This is a genomic window from Pseudomonadota bacterium, assembly GCA_016711215.1.
Taxonomy (GTDB): Bacteria; Myxococcota_A; Polyangia.
Genome location: JADJTL010000003.1, coordinates 722,849 through 742,039, shown reverse-complemented (window position 1 = coordinate 742,039; position 19,191 = coordinate 722,849). Strand labels below are relative to the sequence as shown.

Below are 19,191 nucleotides of genomic sequence, written 5' to 3'. Positions count from 1 at the left end.
GTGGTCTCGGGCGCACGCTCGTAGAGATCACGGACGGCGACGTCGCGGGCGGCTTCGGGTCAGGTTTGGCTCTCTGTCTCTGAGATCGGGGAGAGAGCGCGGGGCCTGGTTTACAGCTCGGCCGGTTTCGTCCGCGGGAGGCTCGAAGGCGGGTTTACTGCGGGATGGGGACATCGTCTTCGTCACGGCGAACGGGCACAGCGTTGGCATACGGCCCCGGCACGCACCGGACGCGGTGGCCAAACCTGGCGCGGCATGATGCACCGCTCGCCCCCTACCATGCGGCCATCTTGAAGAGTCGCCCATCGGGGCCTTCATCGTGAAGCCTGAGCACGATCTCCTCGTCGGCGAACATGGGCTCGTCGCCCTCAGCCCGCGCTGGAAGCTCGGAGTCGATGAGCGTGATGACGAACTGAAGCCCGAAGTTCACGTACTCGCCCATGACAGCGAGCAAGTTTACCTTCTTCCGGTCGTCCAGCGATTCGAATACCCCGTCGTGGTAGACGAACCTCGGCGCCTTCTTCTCAAGGTGCGCGCGCAGCACGGCCATGTCGAACGCGACGCAGAGCAGCTTCCTGTAGGTGTGGCCCAGGTCGGCGCTCGTGGCGTTCCCGGACTCATCGAGAATCTCCGCTCGGAATTCGAGGTGCCCATGCTGGTTCGGAGCGACGCTGAGGAGCGCCTTGCGATCGATAACGTCTTCCACGATCTCGCTGAAGAACAACCGGATCGACGAGAACAGACTCGTTCCGTCCGAATTCTGCTTCTCGACGTCATCCTCGATCTGAGTTTGGAGACGCCCCTTCTCGTCGGTGATGGTTCGGATCTCCGTTCGCATCTCCTGGAGCCGATGAAGAAAGCCGCGCTGCCGCTCGAGCGACGTGATGTCCGCCTTTAGGCCGACGAGTTCATCGGAGACCTGTCGATACTTCGTGAAGACATCGGTATCCGTCAGGAAAGCCAGCATCTCGGATCGCCGCTTGCCGAGTTCAGTGAGATCAGTCGTCAGCCGTTTCAACGCAGCCTCGATCTCAGCGCGTTCTTCCTGCAGGTACTGCCGTCTCTCGTCGGTGATCGCTCGATTGAACGCGATCAACTGTTCGTAGTCCTTCTTGAGCTGCCCAGGGAAGGTCACGCCGACCTCGGCGAAGAGTCGCTGCGCGTCATCGGGATTGAAGAGAACCTGATCGTCCTCGAGTGAGGTGACAATCTTCTTCTTGGCGAGGCTCAAGGAGTAGCGCTCAGCGTTGAGCGCGGCGATTCGAGCATCGACGTCATCCACGACCAACTTAGTCTTCTCTTTGTCAGCAGTGCGGAAGTCGAAGGCGTTGAGCAGTTGCTGCTTTTTCTCGGCTTCCTTCTGCTTCAGAAGCAGCATGCCTTCGATCTTGCTGACGTCTTCGACTGACCCCCCCAGCTCCGCGCGGATGGTCTGGACCGTCGCCTGCTTGCCCGAGAGCTCCGCTTCTTTCTTGTACAGCCCTTCGACGAGCGCGGAGTCGAATCCAAGCACGTGCGCGAGAAACGGCTTCCACTCGACGTGCTTGTGGCCATTCCGAAGCTGGAAGACGTCGCGATAGTCGTCCTGCGACCGCAGCAAGTAGCCGAGCCCCTTCCGGTAGTCCCACGGCTTCATTGTTCGCAGGTCCAGAACGCCGTCGAGCAGGTCCTTCGCGCGATCGAACGGCACATCGACGTGGTCCCACTGTGGCGCCTGCAGTTCGGAATAGTCCTGCATGCGAGCCTGGTGGCGCTTGAAAGAAATCTTCGTGGGTTCATTCACTCCGCGTCGAACCGTCACGTACGATCCGTCGAGCAACTCAACCTCAAGCAAGAACACGAACCCGTCGAACAACTGCTGATGCTTGAAGAGGAAAAACTTCGAATCGCGACCAGAGAGCAGGCAGAAATCCACGAGTCTGCCCAGAGTGGTTTTTCCAAGGTTGTGTGTCCTTCTTCCGGTTCTGCGGCAGCCGGATCTCCGCCAACACGACGTTCAGCCCCGGCGTGAAGTCGACTGCGCTGAATACGGCAGGGCGATTCGTGTAGAGCCTAGAGAGCTTCATTGGGCCCCAGGTACTCGAGCGAGTCGGTTTTCGGGCGGTGCTCGACAAGACCGAGCAGGAAGAGGAAGTTGAGGGCTGGCAGGAAAAGCACGTCCCCTCCTGCGATGGCCTTGCGCGCGAACTTTCGCAGGGCATCGTACTCGTCGAGCCGCCGCGACTTCAGCCGCCCGAGAAGTACGAGTGCGACCCCGACTACCGTTCGATCCGGGTGGGAGTGTTTAGTCGGTCGAAGCATCATCTTCCGTCGCTCCGATGTCGCAGTGCCAGTACATGTAGAAGAGCATCGCTCGCGTGAGTCGCTTGTGCGCCCGCAGCACCGGATCGCGGCCAAACAGGAGGTCAGTGAGGTACTCGAGGACTTCGTCGAACGACTGGTGGGTCTTCTTCTTCGCCGTGATCTTGAGCTGGAACTCTGTCACCACGGTTTCGTAGAGCTGGCGCAGCCGCAGGTTCTCGGGTGCGGCGAGGAAGGCCTGGATTTGAGCGGTGTCCTTGAGGTAGTTCCGCCGCTGCAACTTGGCGTATTCCGCGGACATGTTGTTGAGCGCGTTCTTATCGGCGTAGGACACGCGTGGCGTCGGAGGGTTGTCGACGGCCGACTGGATGATCTCCTGATTGCGTGCGAACGCCTCAACCAATTCGGCAAGCTCGTCGGGGCTCACGATGAGCGGCGAATCGACGGGGTCAATGTTCGCGAGCGTTGCAACGCGCGGAAACGTCTTCAGCCACACTTCAAGCTGCTCGATGCCGCAAAGGTAGAGCGAACCGACAGGAAGGCCGCACTCCTTGGAGAGGTGCCCACGAAGCGTCTCATCGGCGTTCCCCGCCAAGCGCCGGTTCGAGAAGAGCATGTAGTGGTCGATCGCGCTCTTGGCCTTCAGGTTCTTGATGCGGGGGATCTCCTTGCCGATCACGGTGTCGCCCGCCGTCGAGCTGAAGAAATCGGCATCTGAGAAGGTCCGGTTGACACCGTTCGTGTGCTTCGCCTGCACGATAACCGTACCGACCCAAGGTGCCGACTTGCTGGGGTGCAGTTCCGCCGTGCCGACGAACTTTGCGTCTCGGCCACCGTCGGGCCCCTTCGAGAAGCCCTGCACCGAGATCCCGAGAAGCTGCTGGCACAGAAACACCACCAGGGCCTCAAACTGCTCGGGGCTCAGGTCTTCGTACGCGTACTTCACGTTGATGCCCCCCCGTGCGCGGTCCAGAAATCGGAAAGCAACTCAGCCTGCTGAAGCACCGTATTCGTGGCGGCTTCCTGTTTGTCGGGCGGATAGCCGTACTTGCGGAGGATGCGTTTGACGATGACGCGGAGCTTGGCGCGGACGGACTCTTTGACGGTCCAGTCGATGGTGACGTTGCGGCGGACGGTCTCGACGAGCTCGCGGGCGATGGTCTTGAGGGTGTCGTCGCCGAGGACCTTGACGGCGCTGTCGTTGACTTCGAGGGCGTCGTAGAAGGCCAGCTCGTCGGAGGTGAGGTGCAGCTTCTCACCGCGGCGGCCGGCCTCGCGCATCTCCTTGGCCAGCTCGATCAGTTCCTCGATGATCTGCGCGGCCTCGATGGCGCGGTTCTGGTAGCGACGGATCGACTTCTCCAGGAGATCGGCGAAGGACCGAGACTGCACCAGGTTGTGGCGCGAGCGGGCCTTGACCTCGTCGTTGAGCAGCTTGCGCAGCAGCTCGACGGCGAGGTTCTTGTGCTGCATGCCGCGCACCTCGGAGAGGAACTGGTCCGACAGGATCGAGATGTCCGGGTTCTTGAGGCCCGCGGCGGCGAAGATGTCGATCACCTGGTCCGAGGCCACGGCCTTCGAAACGATCTGGCGGATGGCTAGGTCGAGGTCACCCGAGGCCTTGCGATCACCCGCGGTGCTCTTGGCAATGGCAGTGCGGACGGCCTGGAAGAAGCCGACGTCGTCGCGGATGAGGATCGCCTCATCGTGGGGCACGGCCAGGGCGAAGGCCTTGGACAGCTCGGTGACGATTTGAAGGATGCGGTCCTTGCCGCCATCCTGGGCGAGCACGTGCTCCTGCGCGGCCGGCAACAGCGATAGGCGCTGGGCCGCTGTACCAGTAGTCCAGGCGCTCCAGTCGAAGCCGTGGAACAGACCACAGCAGACCTCGTGCTTCTCCAGCATCAGCGCGACCGCTTCTTCCTGGTCGATGGCCGTGTCGCCGTGACCGCCGCTCTCGGTGTAGGTGTGCAGCGCCCGCTTGAGTTGGTCGGCGAGGCCCAGGTAGTCGACCACCAGGCCGCCGGGCTTGTCGCGGAAGACGCGGTTGACCCGGGCGATGGCCTGCATGAGCCCGTGGCCCTGCATCGGCTTGTCCAAGTACATCGTGTGCATGCACGGCGCGTCAAAGCCGGTCAGCCACATGTCACGGACGATGACGAGCTTGAGCGGATCGGCTGGATCCTTGAAGCGTTTGGCGAGGGCCTCGCGGCGCGGTTTGTTGCGGATGTGGCCCTGCCATTCGGTGGGGTCGGAGGCCGAGCCGGTCATCACGACCTTGATGGCGCCCTTGGCGTCGTCGTCATTGTGCCAGTCGGGGCGCAGCGCGACGATGGCCTTGTAGAGGTCGACGCAGATGCGCCGGCTCATGCAGACGGCCATGGCCTTGCCGTCCATGGCCTCGAGGCGGCGGTCGAAGTGATCGACGAGATCGTCGGCCACCAGCGACATGCGCCGCTCGGTTCCCACCAAGGCTTCGAGCGCCGACCACTTGCTCTTGAGCTTCTCCTTGCCCTCGAGCTCCTCGCCCTCGGTGGCCTCCTCGAACTCGGAGTCCAGCTCCGGCAGCGCTTCGTCTTTGAGCTCAAGCTTGGCGAGCCGGCTCTCGTAGTAGATGGGGACCGTCGCGCCATCTTGCACGGCACGCTGGATGTCGTAGACGCTGACGTAGTCACCGAAGACAGCCCTGGTGTTCTTGTCGGTCAGCTCAATGGGCGTTCCGGTGAAGCCGATGAACGAGGCATTGGGCAATGCGTCGCGCATGTGGCGGGCGAAGCCGTCGATGAAGTCGTACTGGCTGCGGTGCGCCTCGTCGGCGATGACGACGATATTCTGGCGGTCGGAAAGCAGCGGGAAGGTGTCGCCGCGCGTCTCGGGAAAAAACTTTTGGATGGTGGTAAACACCACGCCGCCGGCCGCCACCTTAAGCAGCTCGCGCAGGTGCGTCCGGTCCTGGCCTTCTCGGGCTCCTGGCGCAGTAGCTCCTGACAACGCGAGAAGGTGCCGAAGAGCTGTTCGTCCAGGTCGTTGCGGTCGGTGAGGATGACCAGCGTTGGGTTCTCCATCGCCGGGTGTAGCACCACGCGGCCGGCGTAGAAGGCCATGGTGAGGCTCTTGCCCGACCCCTGGGTGTGCCAGACGACCCCGACGCGACGACTTCCGTCCGGCTGCGAAGCTTCGAGCGTGGCTTCGAGCGCGCGCCCGACGGCATGGAACTGGTGGTAGCCGGCGAGCTTCTTGATCACCGTGTCGCCGTCGCTCTCGAAGACGATGAAGAAGCGCAAGAGGTTGAGTAGCCGCCGCGGCTCGAACACGCCGCGGATCAGCACCTCGAGCTGCGACATGGAGGCCGGCGCCAGCTCCTCGCCCTCGATGGTGCGCCAGGGGGCGAAGCGTTCCTTCTGCGCCGACAGCGTACCGATGCGTGCTTCGAGTCCGTCGGAGATCACGAGCAGCTCGTTGAAGGTGAACAGCCCTGGGATCTCGCGCTTGTAGGTCTGAAGCTGTTGGTAGGCGCTCCAGATGGTGGCGTTCTCACTGGCGGCGTTCTTCAACTCGATGACCGCCAGCGGCAAGCCGTTCACGTAGACCACGACATCGGGCCGGCGCGTGCGCCCGCTCTCGGTGACCGAGAGCTGGTTCACCACCAACCAGTCGTTGTTGAAAGGCTCGTCGAAGTCGACGATGCGCACCGGGTCGTAGCCGATGGTGCCGTCGCCCCGCAGGTACTCCACGGCGACGCCGTTGACGAGGTAGTAGTGAAGCTCGTGGTTGGCATCGACGAGCTGCGGCGACGAGATGCGCGTGAGCTTCCGGAACGCTTCGTCGAGCCCCTCCTGGGGTACACCGGGGTTGAGCGCAGCCAGGGCCTCTCGCAGCCGGCCTTCGAGGACGACCTGCTCGTAGGTCGCGCGCTCGGCCGCCGGCTCGCCGGGAGCAATCTCGGGCCCGTGGGTGACGCGATAGCCCAGCTCCCCGAACCACTCCAGGGCCGCGTCCTCGACGACCGATTCGGTGAACGCTGTCATGGCTTCTTCCGCTCCTTCTTCTTGCGGGGCTTGGGTGCGTCGGTCTTCGCCGCGAGGCGTTTGGTCTCGGCCACGATGCGGTCGAAGTCGCTCTCGAACAGTCGGTCCTGCACGATGCGGTACTTCTCGAACTCGCTCTCGGCGTGTGCCTTGGCGATCTCGGCCGTCACCTTGCCGGCGTCCGAGAGCACCTCGCGATCGGTCGCGGCGAGGAAGCGATTCAGCCGAACCTCCCAATCCTGCATGGTCATGGGGATCTTGCGGAGCGCCATGTCCTCGGCCACGTCGAGGTAGGCGTTCACCAGCCGCGAGAGCTGCGCTAGCTCGTGCTCGGTGAGGTAGTTCTTGGCCACCACCACGTCGAACTTCTGGATCTTGCCGTGGGGCGCGTCGGTCCAGGTGTGGAGGCCCATGTGGTCCTTGGTGGAGTCCGCGCGGTCGACGATGACCTCGGCGGCGGTCTGCCCGTGGATGGCCCAGTGCAGCTTGTTCTGCACCGTGGCGAAGAAGCGTTTGGTGGCCTGCGCCGTGACGTCGTAGTCGACGGACGTCGCGTAGATGTCGGTGATCTTCTGGTAGAACTTGCGCTCCGAGATTCGGATCTCGCGGACGCGCTGGAGTTGCTCCTCGAAGTAGCGATCGCTCAGGACCGAACCGCCGCGCTTGAGGCGCTCGTCGTCCATGGCGAAGCCCTTGATGGTGAACTCCTCGATGACGCGCGTGGCCCACTTGCGAAATTGGACGGCGCGCTCGGAGTTGACCTTGTAGCCCACAGCGATGATGGCCGAGAGGTTGTAATGCTTGGTGTCGTAGGTCTTGCCGTCGGCGGCAGTTATTCGAAAATTTCTAATAACTGCCCCCTCCTCGAGCTCGCTGTCCGAGAACACCTTTTTCAGGTGGTAATTGATGGTCGGGACCTCCACGTCGTAGAGCTGCGCCATCATCTTCTGGCTCAGCCACACGTTCTCGTCGGCGTAGACCGCCTCCACACCGCCCCCGCCGCTGGCCGCCACGAAGGTCAGGTACTCGGCCGCCGAAGAACGGACGAGGGAGGTGGTCGGTGGGGTCTTCTTGCGGGTCATCCGACCTCCAATCGACACCTGGTGCGCACTCGATCGCCCGCGGTCTGCTCGGGATCGGGCCAAGATGGCCCGAGTCGTGGCTCGATTCCGGTTCCGGCAACAGTTGCCGGATTCGTTGCCGGAATGGTCATGCGGAGCCCTCCTGTGCCGCCGCTGGCCCGGACAGCAAGCCTTTGTCGCGCTGGAAGAGGTAGGACTCGACCAGGAAGACCGCGACCGTCTTGGCGGCGTTGACGATCACGCGGGCATGGTGAGGTGCGGGCTTGCGCTGTCTCGGGTGCCCGTCGCTCATCTTGTTGCGGATGGGCGCGAGGCCGTTGACGACCTGCACCAAACCGCGAACGACCTGTTTGAAGTTGTCGTCGAGGTCCGTGCGCTGGTCGTCGATGCGAAGCTCCTTTGCGACGGCCTTGAAGAGTCGCTGCAGGTCGCCCTTGTGGTCGCCGTTCTGCCCGAGGAGCTGACGCTCAAGCTCATGGAGGACAGCCTCCAGCATAGTTCGCCCTGTTGTAATCGCGCCCTCTAGGTCGGAAGCAGCCATGCGCTGGTCCGTCTTTGCCTCCAACTCGTGCACGTAGGCCAAGCTGAGCACGTCGACGTGGACATCCACAGTCGGAATCGCCACCGACGTGCCACGAAGTCGTGCCATCAGGTTCTTGTACTTGGCGAGGTGCGAGGACGTCTCGTCCCCCTCCCGATCACCGCGCCGCTCCAGCATCGCTTCGAGGACTTTGGCTGCTAGGCTCGGTTCCGCAGCCCGAAGAAAAGCGCGCAGCCGATTGGCCTTCGAGCCCTGTGGCTGCCGCTCGTCGATGTCGATACCCAGGTCGGCAAAGAACATCGCGAAGGTGCGGTTGCTGAAGTCGAGTACGTACCCGCTCCCCATCTCGAGCACTTCCTCGATGGCCGGCAGATCGAGCGTGGTGATCGTGGGCGGTGACGTCACGGCAGCCCCCCGAGATGCGCCGTCAAGGCCTCGGCCCAAGCCCGCACTCCCGCCGCTGTCGCCTCGACCTCCGACGCGGAGATCGTCACACGACGTCCCTCGCGAGCCTCCTGGTCCGCCGTCTGGCGAAGGTAGTCTTCGTCGACGACGCCCATGCGATGGGCGAGCAAATGCCGCTTCTGAAACGCTCGATGAAGTGCAGCCATCGTCTCTGTGCCGAGGACAGCCTCCGCGTCGAAGTCGAAGTGGATTTTGAGCGCGTCGTGCGCGCGCCTGATGTTCTGAAGGAAACCTTGCCGGCTTTGACTGGATCAGCAGCCTTGGCGGCGAACGCTTCGGACACCTCCCGTCCCCAGCCGTCAAAGGCGGAGACGCAATCTTCGAGCGCGTTCTCGACGAGGTTCTTCGCCACGTCGGCGTCGGCCGTCGCCGCCAGGGTCACCATCTTCGCGACAAGGCGCAGGTTCGCGTCGAGGATGTTGAGGTTGTTGTGTGCGCCGCAGTCTGGGCAGAAGCCGAAGACGCCGTAGATCGCGTAGCGGAGAGTGCAGCCGTCGCAGACGGTCTCTGTCTCCAGGTCCTGCTCAGAGTAGCCGCGGACGGGCGGCAGGTTCGTGGTGGCTATGGTGGTGCCTGCGCACTTCCTGTCGTCATCGATCTCGAACTCGACCTCGCCCTCCGCGAGGTTGGTTCCCTTCTCGATATGGGCGAACAGCGACGACAACGTCGTCTTGCCGCAGCCGTTCCACCCGTAGATGAGGTTGAACTGGCCGAAGCAGTGGAGATCGCTCGGCCACGCGAAGTCCCTGAACACGCGGTGCCAGCGGATCTTGGTGACCCGAGTGATCCTCATGCCATGGCCTCCCCTTGCTCGGCTTGGGCGACCGATAGCTCGCCGGAGAGAAGGCGTGGCAAGAGCGCATCTCGCAGTTTTGCCAGCGTCACGTTCTCGTAGTGGAGGGAGCGGATGCGCGCCACAACCGGCGACACGTGGGTTTCAAAAAGCTTGAGCACTACCGGCCCCGGATCGACAGTTCGCGCTCGTTCAAACGTGCGGGTGGTGATGGTGTCGAAAACGCTTCCATGCGCCTGAGCTACGAGTCGCACGAGCAAATCGTCGGCCAGAAACCGGAGATACCAGCGAGCATGCTTTGCCTTGGGGGCCAGCGCGTAGCACGTCTGATTCATGGCCATGTCTTCCGCGAACACGGTGAATCGACCGCAAGTCGCGCCACGAGCCACGACAACCACAGATCCTGCAGGGACTATCTTTGTCGCACTACGTTCCAGCCCCTGCGCTGTGATGGTTCGCTCTGTGTCTACGAGGAAGAACGATCCGCACTGCGAGACATCTTTGGCAGATGCCCACTTGATGCCGCCGTTCCAATAGTCAGGGACTGACGTTTTCGGAGTTCCGCCGGATAGCAGGTCTGCAAACTCCAGGAAGGGCACCACACGCCACCCCTTCGGAATCTCGCCCAACTCGGAATCCTGGAACTCTTTGGGGAAGAGGGCGGCGGTGGCGGGGTCCATGCCGGGGGCGTTTGTCCTTGGGCTTTGGCGCGGACGGGGTCGAAGTCGACGAACCAGGACTTGAAGAGCGCGCGCGCCATCGCCTCCAGCGTCTCGTTCATACGGCGGTTCAGCTCGATCTTGTCGTCGAGCGTGCCGAGGATGTGGGCGATGGCGCGTTGGTCGTCGGGCGGCGCGTGTGGAGCACGTAGCACGCCCAAGCCGCTTTGGGTTACGAGAGGCTGCGCGCTGCCCGTGGCGGTGGAGCGGAGGTCGAGTGATGCCAGGCGGTAGTAGAGGTACCTGACATCCTCGCCAGCCTTTGGACGAGCGACAATCGCGTTATCAGTTACCCACGACGGTTCGAAGACGGGGTGGACCGAGCCGCAGTAGGCACCCACACGGCCTATGACAACGACGGAATCTTCGTTCAGGAGTTCGTCTGTTCGCGCTATCTGACCGTTCGAGCCGAATACGGGATACTTGCCAACCGCGGTGTACTTGTCCGGGGATAGGCCTTTCCCGTTGCGAAAATCCGCAATCTCGCCCAGCGGGAGTTCTTCGTAACGACTATCCCCCATACCCAAGCCCCCTCAGGTTCTGGCGGATGGCCTTCTCGAGCTTGGCGCCCTCCTTGAACTGCTCGTCGAGCTTGGCGACGAGGCGTGCCATCTTCTCCTCGAAGGGCTCGCTGTCGTCTTCGATCTCTTCGGCGCCGACGTAGCGTCCCGGCGTGAGCACGAAATGATGCACTTCGATCTCCTCGGTCGTGGCGCTCTTGCAGAAGCCGGGCACGTCTTCGTACTTGGCGTTCTTTCCGTCCGGGCCGTCGCCGCGCCAGCGGTGATAGGTGTCGGCGATGCGGTCGATGTCGGCGTCGGTGAGCTCGCGGTGGACGCGGTCGATCATGGTGCCGAGCTTGCGGGCGTCGATGAAGAGGGTCTCGCGCTTGCGGTTGCGCATCTTCTTGCCGCGACCGCCGAGGCCGTTCTTCTTGTCGCGGGACAGGAACCACAGACAGACCGGGATCTGGGTCGAGTAGAAGAGCTGGCCGGGTAGCGCGACCATGCAGTCGACGAGGTCGGCTTCGACGATGGACTTGCGGATCTCGCCTTCGCCCGATTGCTGCGACGACATGCTGCCGTTGGCGAGGACAAAGCCGGCGAGTCCCGCCGGCGCCAGGTGGTGCAGGAAGTGCTGGACCCAGGCAAAGTTGGCGTTGCCCGCGGGTGGCGCGCCGTACTTCCAGCGCACGTCGTCGCGCAGGCGCTCGCCGCCCCAGTCGCTGTCGTTGAAGGGCGGGTTGGCGAGCACGTAGTCGGCCTTGAGGTCCTTGTGCTGGTCCTTGTGGAACGAGTCGCCCCACTCGCCGCCGAGATTCGCGTCGATGCCGCGGATCGCCAGGTTCATCTTGGCCAGGCGCCAGGTGGTGGCGTTCGACTCCTGACCGTAGACGCTGATGTCGCCAATGCGGCCGCCGTGGGCCTCGACGAACTTCTCGCTGGAGACGAACATGCCGCCCGACCCGCAGCAGGGGTCGAAGACGCGCCCCTTGAACGGCGCGAGCATAGTGACGAGCAGCTTCACCACGCATTGGGGCGTGTAGAACTGGCCGCCCTTCTTGCCCTCGGCCGAGGCGAAGGAACTCAGGAAGTATTCGTAGACGCGGCCGAGCACATCGCGCGAACGGTTTTCCTTGTCGCCGAGACCGATGGTGCCGATGAGATCGATGATCTCGCCGAGACGCTGCTTGTCGAGGGCCGGGCGCGCGAAGTCCTTGGGCAGCACGCCCTTGAGCGTCGGGTTGTCGCGCTCAATGGCCAGCATGGCATCATCGATGAGCTTGCCGATGGTGGGCTGCTTGGCCTTGCCTTGCAGGTGGGGCCAGCGGGCTTCCTTGGGCACCCAGAAGATGTTGTCGGCGCGGTACTCGTCCGGATCTTCCGGGTCGGCGCCGGACTTCTTCTCCGCCTGGAGGGCAGCGTACTTCTCCTCGAAGGCGTCGGAGATGTACTTGAGAAAGATGAGCCCGAGGACGACGTGCTTGTACTCCGCCGCGTCCATGTTGTTGCGCATTTTGTCGGCGGCCTGCCAGAGCTTCTGCTCGAAGCCGAGGTTCGCGGCCGAGCCGTTGCCGTTCGTCTCCGCCTTCACCTTGCGCGCGGTCTTCTTTGCTTTCGCCATCAGCGATCCCCCTGACTGCCATCGCGGTCACGGTCGCGGCGGGGCGCTGCAGCCTGCTCGGCCATCCACTTTTCAAAGTCGAGTTTGCGTATCCGCCACTGGCCCCGGACCTTGAACGCCGGCAGCTCACCGTCTTGGGCCATCGAGTACACGGTCTTCTCAGCAAGCTTGAGAATCGCCGCGATGTCTTTGATGGTGAGGACTTGGTCTTCGCTCATGTGCGCACTGCCCCGCTTCACCCGCGGGCATCCCGCGGCATTGGACTCCAACGAACGGCATCATATTCCAAAGCCGTCAGACGGACAATGCCGAACTGCGGTCGAAGTGCTCGAAATCAGACCGATCGGACGCCGGGACGCACTTCGCCCTGCCAGGTTGCGATCTGCTCCTCCCACGCGAGGCTCCCGAGCACCCGCCGCAGATCCCGCTCGCTCATCGGCTCCCGGCCATCAACGGCCTCGAGAAAGAGCACCTGCTCCTGAATGTCGGGCGCCAGGTGGGTGAGGTTCATGAGCTGGGTGATCCGGGCTCGGGTCAGCTGGTAGTGACGGGCGGCGTCGGCCTGGTCGCGGAAGTCGCCGCGCTCGATGGCGGCGCCCAGGCCATGGGCGAAGGCCAGCATCTGGGCCACGCGGGCCGGGCGTCGCACGGGCTGGCCATCGAGCCCGACCCGGGTTGATAATCGCGGCCGACCCGTCCATCGACCATCGACTCTCGCTAGCCCGACTGCTGCGGGCCGATGAATGGGTTGGGCGGTGAAAGGACCGGATGTCGGACGTGGTGCCCGACCGGATGTCGGACGCGCTGCCCGACCGGATGTCGGACGCGAGCGGCGACGTCATGCGCCAAGTAAGCAGGAAGATGCCGAAGAGCGATGGGCACGCGGTCTGCAGATGCCGACACGCTGCATGAGCATCCCTCGGCCGGTCATCGCTGGTGAGACCATAATGATCACCCGACGGTGCACGCAGCGGCAGTTCCTGCTGCGGCCCTCTTCGGCGGTGGTGGCGATCGTTGGGTACTGCCTCGCGGTGGCGGCGGCGCGGTACGGGGTGCGGATACACGCCTTCTGCGTGCTCTCCAATCACCTTCACCTCGTGGTCACGGACGTCAGGGGCACGCGGCCGGAGTTCTGCCGCTGGTTGTTCGAGTTCACCGCCAAGTGCCTCAACGCGCACTGGGGGCGCTGGGAGAACCTCTGGGCTACCGAGCCCCCGTCGGTCGTGCGCCTCGTCGACGCAGACGCGCAGCTCGCGAAGGCCGTCTACACGATCACCAACCCGGTGGCGGCGCTCCTGGTGACCGAGCACCACTACTGGCCGGGACTGATCAGCCTGCCGGCGCGAATGGGGCGGCCCCAGGCCTTTAAGCGACCAAGGGGCTTCTTCCGCGACAAGGGCCCACTTCCCGCGCACGCCGTACTGTCCGTCGATCCGCTCCCCGCCTTCGCGCACCTCGCGCAGGACGAGTATGCCGCGTTGCTCACCGACGCCGTGGCCGCGCGCGAAGGCGAGTTCGCGGCGCTGCGGCGCGCCCAGGGCAAGGCCGTCCTCGGCCGACGCCAGGTGCTTCGGCAATCCGCTTTCGAGACGCCGCGCCGGGCCGAGCCACGCCGTCAACTGAGTCCACGCGTCGCCGGCGGCAACAAGTGGGCTCGGATTGAAGCGCTGCAGCGACTGCGCGAGTTTGTCAGCGGCTATCGCAGCGCCTGGCGCCGCTGGCGCGCTGGCGACCGGAGCGCAGTCTTCCCTTACGGCACCTGGGCGCTTCGCCTGCACGCCGGCGTTTGTTGCGCCCAGGCCCCCTGACGCCCGTCCCGCCCGGCCCCCTGGACCAGCCGCTGCGCTCTCTCAGCCTGCTTCGCCACGCTGAGGTGGCAAGGTTGCGCCCTGTGCAAGAAATGGCGCCCGCCCCAAGCCCCGTCGCTCCTTCCGATCCGGCCGATCAAGGCGAAGACTACCGCCTGGCCGTTCCCCCACCACCGTTGCGGCGGTGCCGCAACGGACTCGCCGCCGTGACCGTGAACCATCATCCCCGGTCTGGTCCGCCGAGCCGGGTCTGGTCCGCCGAGCCGTGACGTGAGGTGTAGACGGCAGCGAGGCCGGCCGAACGCCCGCGGGGGGCGGCGGCGGTTGGGGAGAGCTCGCTAGACACCTGCGGCAAGGCGCCGCGGTGAGGATAAACGCTAGCGATTGAGTGGAGCTGATGGGGATCGAACCCACGGCCTCCAGAGTGCGATTCTGGCGCTCTCCCAGCTGAGCTACAGCCCCGTGCAAACAAACCGCCCGCGTCAACGGACCGGCGCTGGATAGCATCGGGGTTCCTGGAAGTCAATCTGCGGGAAGTCAATCCGGCGACTCGGGCGTATCCGGCGTGGCCGCCGGCGCCGTGGGGCTGGGCGCCTCGCTCTGGTCGTCGTCGTTGAGCGTGGGATCGTCGCTGAAGACGTGCATCACCGGGTAGGGGTGGCGCTCGGCGAGGTCGAGCAGCCAGACATAACGCCGGTCGCTCGATTTGCAGCCGAGGGTCGACGATGGCGAGGAGACGACCATCGGGTGGCCGGGGAGCTGGACCATGTAGCCATGGTGGCGGTGGCCGTTGAGCATGATGTCGATGCCGGCGTCGCTGCAGGTCTGCATCACCTCCGGGGCATTGCGCAGCCGCATCCCGACCTCGATCGGCGCGCGCCGACCGAGCTCGAAGGGCATCCGCAGCAGGTGGTGGTGGACGAGGCAGAGGCGCAGCCGCTCCTGCTGGAAGGCCGGATCACGCCCGAGCTCATGCAGCCAGACGAGCTGCTCACGCGCGACCTCGCCGCTGGCCGAGAGCGGGCCGACCAGGGGATTGCAGGAGTTGAGGCCGACGATCGCGATGTCGCCGATGCGCCGCACGTAGGCCCCCGCCGCGTTCGGCGCGTTGCCGATGCGCTGGCTGAAGGCGCGGTATTGCTCCCCCTTGGCCTGGATGCGCGCCCGCCGTCCGCGCCGCGGCATGATCTCGTAGGTGTCGTGGTTGCCGGGCACGACGAAGAGGCGCTGGCGGTCGATCCAGGGCTGCAGGTAGTGCTCGAGCAGGCGGTAGCCGAAGCCGTTGTCGGTCGTGTCGCCGGTGACCGCGATCAGCTCGGGCCCGAGCGGCAGGAGCTGGTCGACGACCTGGAGGAAGCGCAGGTTGGTGTTGGTCGGGTCGAGGCGCAGCAGCGCCTGCAGGTCCTCGGGCGTCGGCCGATTGGTCACCAGCGCCTCGGCCGAGGTCAGGTGGCGCTCCATCGCCAGCGCCAGGAGGCGGCTGATGATCTTCTCGTCTTTGCGCGCCGGCCAGCCGCGCCCCTGGTGCACGACCCCCTCGGGGTCGAGCAGGCGCAGCTTATCGGGCCGGCCCTTGCGATCGCGGCGACCCTCGATGCGCCAGCGCTGCCATTGATGGACGAGCTCCCAGCCCTCCTCTTCGTCGGGCTGGCTCCAGTCGCCACGTTCGCCGTAGCGGGAGAGGTGAAGGTCGCTGAGGTGGAGCAGCAGCATGCGGCGTCGGCCATTGCAGCACGAGCCTGCGGGTCGGTCAAAGCCTGCGGATGGGTGCGCGCGCGCCGCGACACGGCCGCGCCCGAGGGCGCGCCTAGCTGCAGCCGCTGGTCGAGCCGCAGTTGAGGCATTTGTAGCAGGTGCCGTTGGGCACCATCTCGATGCTGCCGCACTCCGAACAGGGGGGCGCACTATGCGCCGCGTAGAGCATCGACATCTGCGTCGACGGGATGCGCAGCAGCCCGCCCTGATCCTGGCCGAGGCTGTCGTCCGCCGGATCGAGCGCCCGGCCGGCGACCTGCTCGATCAGCGGGGCGTGCTTCGACTCGACGTCGATGCCCGGCAGCGTCTGCTGATCGGCGTAGTGGCCCTCCGGGAACTTCAGATCGAGCCAGCGGAAGATGTAGTCCATGATCGACTTCGCGTAGCTGATCTTCTTGTTGTCCGACCAACCCGAGGGCTCGAAGCGCGTGTGGGCGAACTTGTCGACCAGGAGCTTGATCGGCACGCCGTGCTGCAGCGCCAGCGAGATCGCCGTGGCGAAGCTGTCGACCAGCCCGCTGATCGTGCTGCCCTCCTTGGCCATGCGGATGAAGATCTCGCCCGGCCGTCCGTCCTCATACATCCCGACGGTCAGGTAGCCTTCGTGGCCGCCGATGCTGAACTTATGCGTCAGGCTGCGCCGCTCGGCCGGTAGCCGGTGCCGCACGGCCTGCGGTGGCCCCTTGGCCTCCGTGCGCGGATCGAGCTTGCCGCTGACCGTGGCGGTCTCGGCCGCCGGCTGCTCGTCGCGCTTGGTGCTCAAGGGCTGCGTACGCTTGCAGCCGTCGCGGTAGACCGCCAGCGCCTTGAGACCGAGCCGCCAGGCCTGCAGATAGGCGTCCTCGATGTCGGCCGGCGTGCAGTCGTGCGGCATATTGACCGTCTTGCTGATCGCCCCCGAGAGGAAGGGCTGCACGGCCGCCATCATCCGCACATGGCCCAGGTAGTTGATCGTCCGCTTGCCCTTCGGCGCGGGGAAGGCGCAGTCGAAGACCGGAAGGTGCTCCTCCTTGATCGACGGGGCGCCTTCGATGCCGTCGTGCGCATCGATGAAGTCGATGATCTGGCGCGTCTCGTGCTCGGCATAACCGAGCCGCCGCAGCGCCTCGGGCACGGTGTTGTTGACGATCTTCAGCATGCCCCCGCCGACGAGCTTCTTGTACTTGACGAGCGCGATGTCCGGTTCGACTCCCGTGGTGTCGCAATCCATCATGAAGGCGATCGTGCCGGTGGGCGCCAGCACCGTGACCTGAGCGTTGCGGAAGCCGTGCTTGCCGCCCAGCTCGATCACCTCGTCCCAGGCGCGGCGCGTCGTCTCCATCAGCTCATAGGGCACGTAGGCGGCGTCGATGCGGTCGAGCTGGGCGCGGTGCTTCTGCATCACGCGCAGCATCGGCTGCCGATTGATCGCGGCGCCCTCGAAGGGGCCGCGGTCGGCGGCAATCAGGGCGCTGACGCGGTTGGCCTCACCGTGCATCAGCGCGGTGATCGCCGCGGCGACGGCGCGTCCGGCCTCGCTGTCATAGGGCAGCCCGCGGCTCATCAGCAGCGCGCCGAGGTTGGCGTAGCCGAGGCCGAGCGGGCGGAACTTGTGGCTGTTCTCCGTGATCCGCGGCGTCGGATACTGGCTGTTATCGACGAGGATCTCCTGCGCCAGGATCACGATGCGCACGGCATGGCGAAAGGCCTCGACGTCGAGGGAGCCGTCGGCCTGCTGGAACTTGCGCAGGTTGAGGCTCGCCAGGTTGCAGGCCGAGTCGTCGAGAAACATGTACTCCGAGCACGGATTCGACGCGTTGATCGGCGCCGTGTTGGGGCAGGTATGCCAATCGTTGATCGTCGAGTGGAACTGCATGCCCGGATCGCCGCATTGGTGCGCCGCGCCGACCAGCGCGCGCATCACCTCGCGGGCGGGCAGGGTGCGTACGACCTTGCCGCTGGTGACGGCGCGCAGCTCCCACGCCTCGTCATTGGCCACGGCCTGCATGAAGGCATCGGTGACGCGGACGCTATGGTTGGCGTTCTGGAAGAACACCGAATTGTAGGCCTCGCCATTGAACGACCCGTCGTAGCCGGAGTCGATCAAGGACCAGGCCTTGCGCTCCTCGTGCGCCTTGGACTCGATGAACTCCATGATGTCTGGATGGTCGACGTTGAGGATCACCATCTTGGCGGCGCGGCGCGTCTTGCCGCCCGATTTGATCACGCCGGCGAAGGCGTCGTAGCCGCGCATGAACGACACGGGGCCCGAGGCCTGTCCCCCGCCGCCCAGCAGCTCGTTAGAGCTGCGCAGCGCCGAGAAGTTCGTGCCGGTGCCGGAGCCGTACTTGAAGAGCATGCCCTCCGTCTTCACCAGCGTCATGATCGACTCCATCGTGTCGTCGACCGAGTTGATGAAGCAGGCGGAGCACTGCGGATGTGCCTCGACGCCGACATTGAACCAGACGGGGCTGTTGAAGGCGGCCCGCTGCGTCACCAGCAGGTGGGCCAGCTCGTCGGAGAAGATCCGCGCCGTTTCTTCGTTGGCGAAGTAGCGCTGCTCGCGTCCCCAGCGGGCGATGGTGTCGACCACGCGGCCGATCAACTGCCGCACGCTGGTCTCGCGCTGGGGCGTGCCGACGGCGCCGCGGAAATACTTCTGCACCACCACGTTGGTGGCCATCTGCGACCAGCTCTTAGGCGCTTCGACGCCGCGTTGTTCGAAGACCACCTCGCCCGATCCGGCGCTGATCACCGCGTCGCGCGACTCCCACTCGAGGGTGTCGAAGGGATGCACCTGGCCGTCCGTGAAATGGCGCTCGAGCCGCAGGCCGGTCTGGCGCGGCTGAAGTGTCGTTGGCGGCTCGGACTTCAGGGTGGTGATCTCGACCCTCTTTTCCAGCATGGTGCCTCCCGAAAGCCAACCCCCTCATGGGGCCGGGATGTTCGCGCGGTCCGAAGGACACGGCCGTGCACGCGACACGCGCACGCGACCCGGGCCGCCGCCCAATCACGGATCTCCCCCCGCGCGGCCCCGCGCCGCTGCGCTCGGCGCAAGGCCACGACGATCCAGCGCTAGGCATGACGCTAAGCCCTGGCGAGCTTAAAACTACGCGCTCGCTTGGGCCGCCGCCAGGCGCCGACCAATGCCGACCTGGGATCTCCTGTGCACGGAGAAATTAGGCACCGAGGCGCGGCGCGTCAAACTTTTTTGCACAAGATGTTGTGCCCGAGGCCTGCCTGATCCCCAAGTCCTTGTGTCGTGGGTGTGGATAAGCTTGTGGGCTGAGCGATGAACCCCGAGCATATGCCTGGGCTTAGGCTTTGCGACTGCCGCCGCGGCTGGATTCCGGGCGGAGCGCGCCTATGCACGTGGCGGACCACCAGCGGAGTCCTCCTATCGCCGTGGTGAGCCTTGGACATACATCGATACATGTTTGAAATTGCTAAGCATTCTATCGACGAGCGGGCATCGCCGCGAGAGGCGGCCGGTCCGGCCTGCCGGCCACCCCGGCGGGCGCTTTCTTGCCCCGTCAGATCAGGCGTGATAACGGCCAGATATGCGCCCTGGCTGCGGAGCCAGCGCAGCGCTCGCG

Annotated in this window: 12 protein-coding genes, 1 tRNA gene and 2 pseudogenes; 1 reads left to right on the top strand and 14 read right to left on the bottom strand. The window is 64.9% G+C overall.

What is annotated here, in order from left to right; translation table 11 throughout:
• Positions 1 to 274 precede the first annotated feature (274 nt).
• From IPL40_11870 to IPL40_11820, 11 genes and pseudogenes are all read right to left on the bottom strand, one after another.
• A pseudogene (locus IPL40_11870) lies at positions 275 to 2,066 on the bottom strand (DUF2326 domain-containing protein).
• A complete protein-coding gene (locus IPL40_11865; protein ID MBK8481857.1) occupies positions 2,053 to 2,301 on the bottom strand; it encodes a hypothetical protein in 249 nt (82 codons plus the stop codon). The pseudogene IPL40_11870 and the gene IPL40_11865 overlap by 14 nt, the downstream one beginning before the upstream one ends.
• Positions 2,285 to 3,247, bottom strand: coding sequence for a hypothetical protein (locus tag IPL40_11860; protein ID MBK8481856.1), 963 nt, complete (start codon positions 3,245 to 3,247; stop codon positions 2,285 to 2,287). Before IPL40_11860 ends, IPL40_11865 begins: the two co-directional genes overlap by 17 nt.
• A pseudogene (locus tag IPL40_11855) lies at positions 3,244 to 6,329 on the bottom strand (type I restriction endonuclease subunit R). The gene IPL40_11860 and the pseudogene IPL40_11855 overlap by 4 nt, the downstream one beginning before the upstream one ends.
• Entirely contained in the window at positions 6,326 to 7,411 is a 1,086-nt protein-coding gene (locus IPL40_11850) for a virulence RhuM family protein (protein ID MBK8481855.1), read from the bottom strand. Before IPL40_11850 ends, IPL40_11855 begins: the two are co-directional and overlap by 4 nt.
• 127 nt (positions 7,412 to 7,538) lie before the next feature.
• On the bottom strand, positions 7,539 to 8,357 hold the full coding sequence (locus tag IPL40_11845; GenBank protein MBK8481854.1) for an abortive infection family protein: 819 nt from the start codon (positions 8,355 to 8,357) through the stop codon (positions 7,539 to 7,541).
• Between the two features lie 85 nt (positions 8,358 to 8,442).
• Complete coding sequence (locus tag IPL40_11840; GenBank protein ID MBK8481853.1) at positions 8,443 to 9,171, bottom strand: AAA family ATPase; 729 nt, start codon at positions 9,169 to 9,171, stop codon at positions 8,443 to 8,445.
• A gap of 505 nt (positions 9,172 to 9,676) precedes the next feature.
• Positions 9,677 to 10,450 carry a restriction endonuclease subunit S gene (locus tag IPL40_11835; GenBank protein ID MBK8481852.1) on the bottom strand — a complete coding sequence of 258 codons (774 nt, stop codon included), beginning with the start codon at positions 10,448 to 10,450 and terminating at the stop codon, positions 9,677 to 9,679.
• A complete protein-coding gene (locus IPL40_11830; GenBank protein MBK8481851.1) occupies positions 10,440 to 12,053 on the bottom strand; it encodes an SAM-dependent DNA methyltransferase in 1,614 nt (537 codons plus the stop codon). The genes IPL40_11835 and IPL40_11830 overlap by 11 nt, the downstream gene beginning before the upstream one ends.
• On the bottom strand, positions 12,053 to 12,271 hold the full coding sequence (locus IPL40_11825; protein ID MBK8481850.1) for a helix-turn-helix domain-containing protein: 219 nt from the start codon (positions 12,269 to 12,271) through the stop codon (positions 12,053 to 12,055). Before IPL40_11825 ends, IPL40_11830 begins: the two co-directional genes overlap by 1 nt.
• Before the next feature lie 116 nt (positions 12,272 to 12,387).
• A complete protein-coding gene (locus IPL40_11820; GenBank protein ID MBK8481849.1) occupies positions 12,388 to 12,684 on the bottom strand; it encodes a hypothetical protein in 297 nt (98 codons plus the stop codon).
• A 277-nt stretch (positions 12,685 to 12,961) separates the two neighbouring features.
• Here IPL40_11820 and IPL40_11815 point away from each other — a divergent pair, with 277 nt between their 5' ends.
• Positions 12,962 to 13,861 carry a hypothetical protein gene (locus IPL40_11815; protein MBK8481848.1) on the top strand — a complete coding sequence of 300 codons (900 nt, stop codon included), beginning with the start codon at positions 12,962 to 12,964 and terminating at the stop codon, positions 13,859 to 13,861.
• Positions 13,862 to 14,250: 389 nt separating this feature from the next.
• Here IPL40_11815 and IPL40_11810 read toward each other — a convergent pair.
• From IPL40_11810 to IPL40_11800, 3 genes are all read right to left on the bottom strand, one after another.
• A tRNA-Ala gene (locus IPL40_11810) sits at positions 14,251 to 14,323 on the bottom strand.
• Positions 14,324 to 14,398: 75 nt separating this feature from the next.
• Complete coding sequence (locus IPL40_11805; protein MBK8481847.1) at positions 14,399 to 15,574, bottom strand: metallophosphoesterase; 1,176 nt, start codon at positions 15,572 to 15,574, stop codon at positions 14,399 to 14,401.
• A 94-nt stretch (positions 15,575 to 15,668) separates the two neighbouring features.
• Positions 15,669 to 18,500, bottom strand: coding sequence for a vitamin B12-dependent ribonucleotide reductase (locus IPL40_11800; protein MBK8481846.1), 2,832 nt, complete (start codon positions 18,498 to 18,500; stop codon positions 15,669 to 15,671).
• Positions 18,501 to 19,191: the final 691 nt, after the last annotated feature.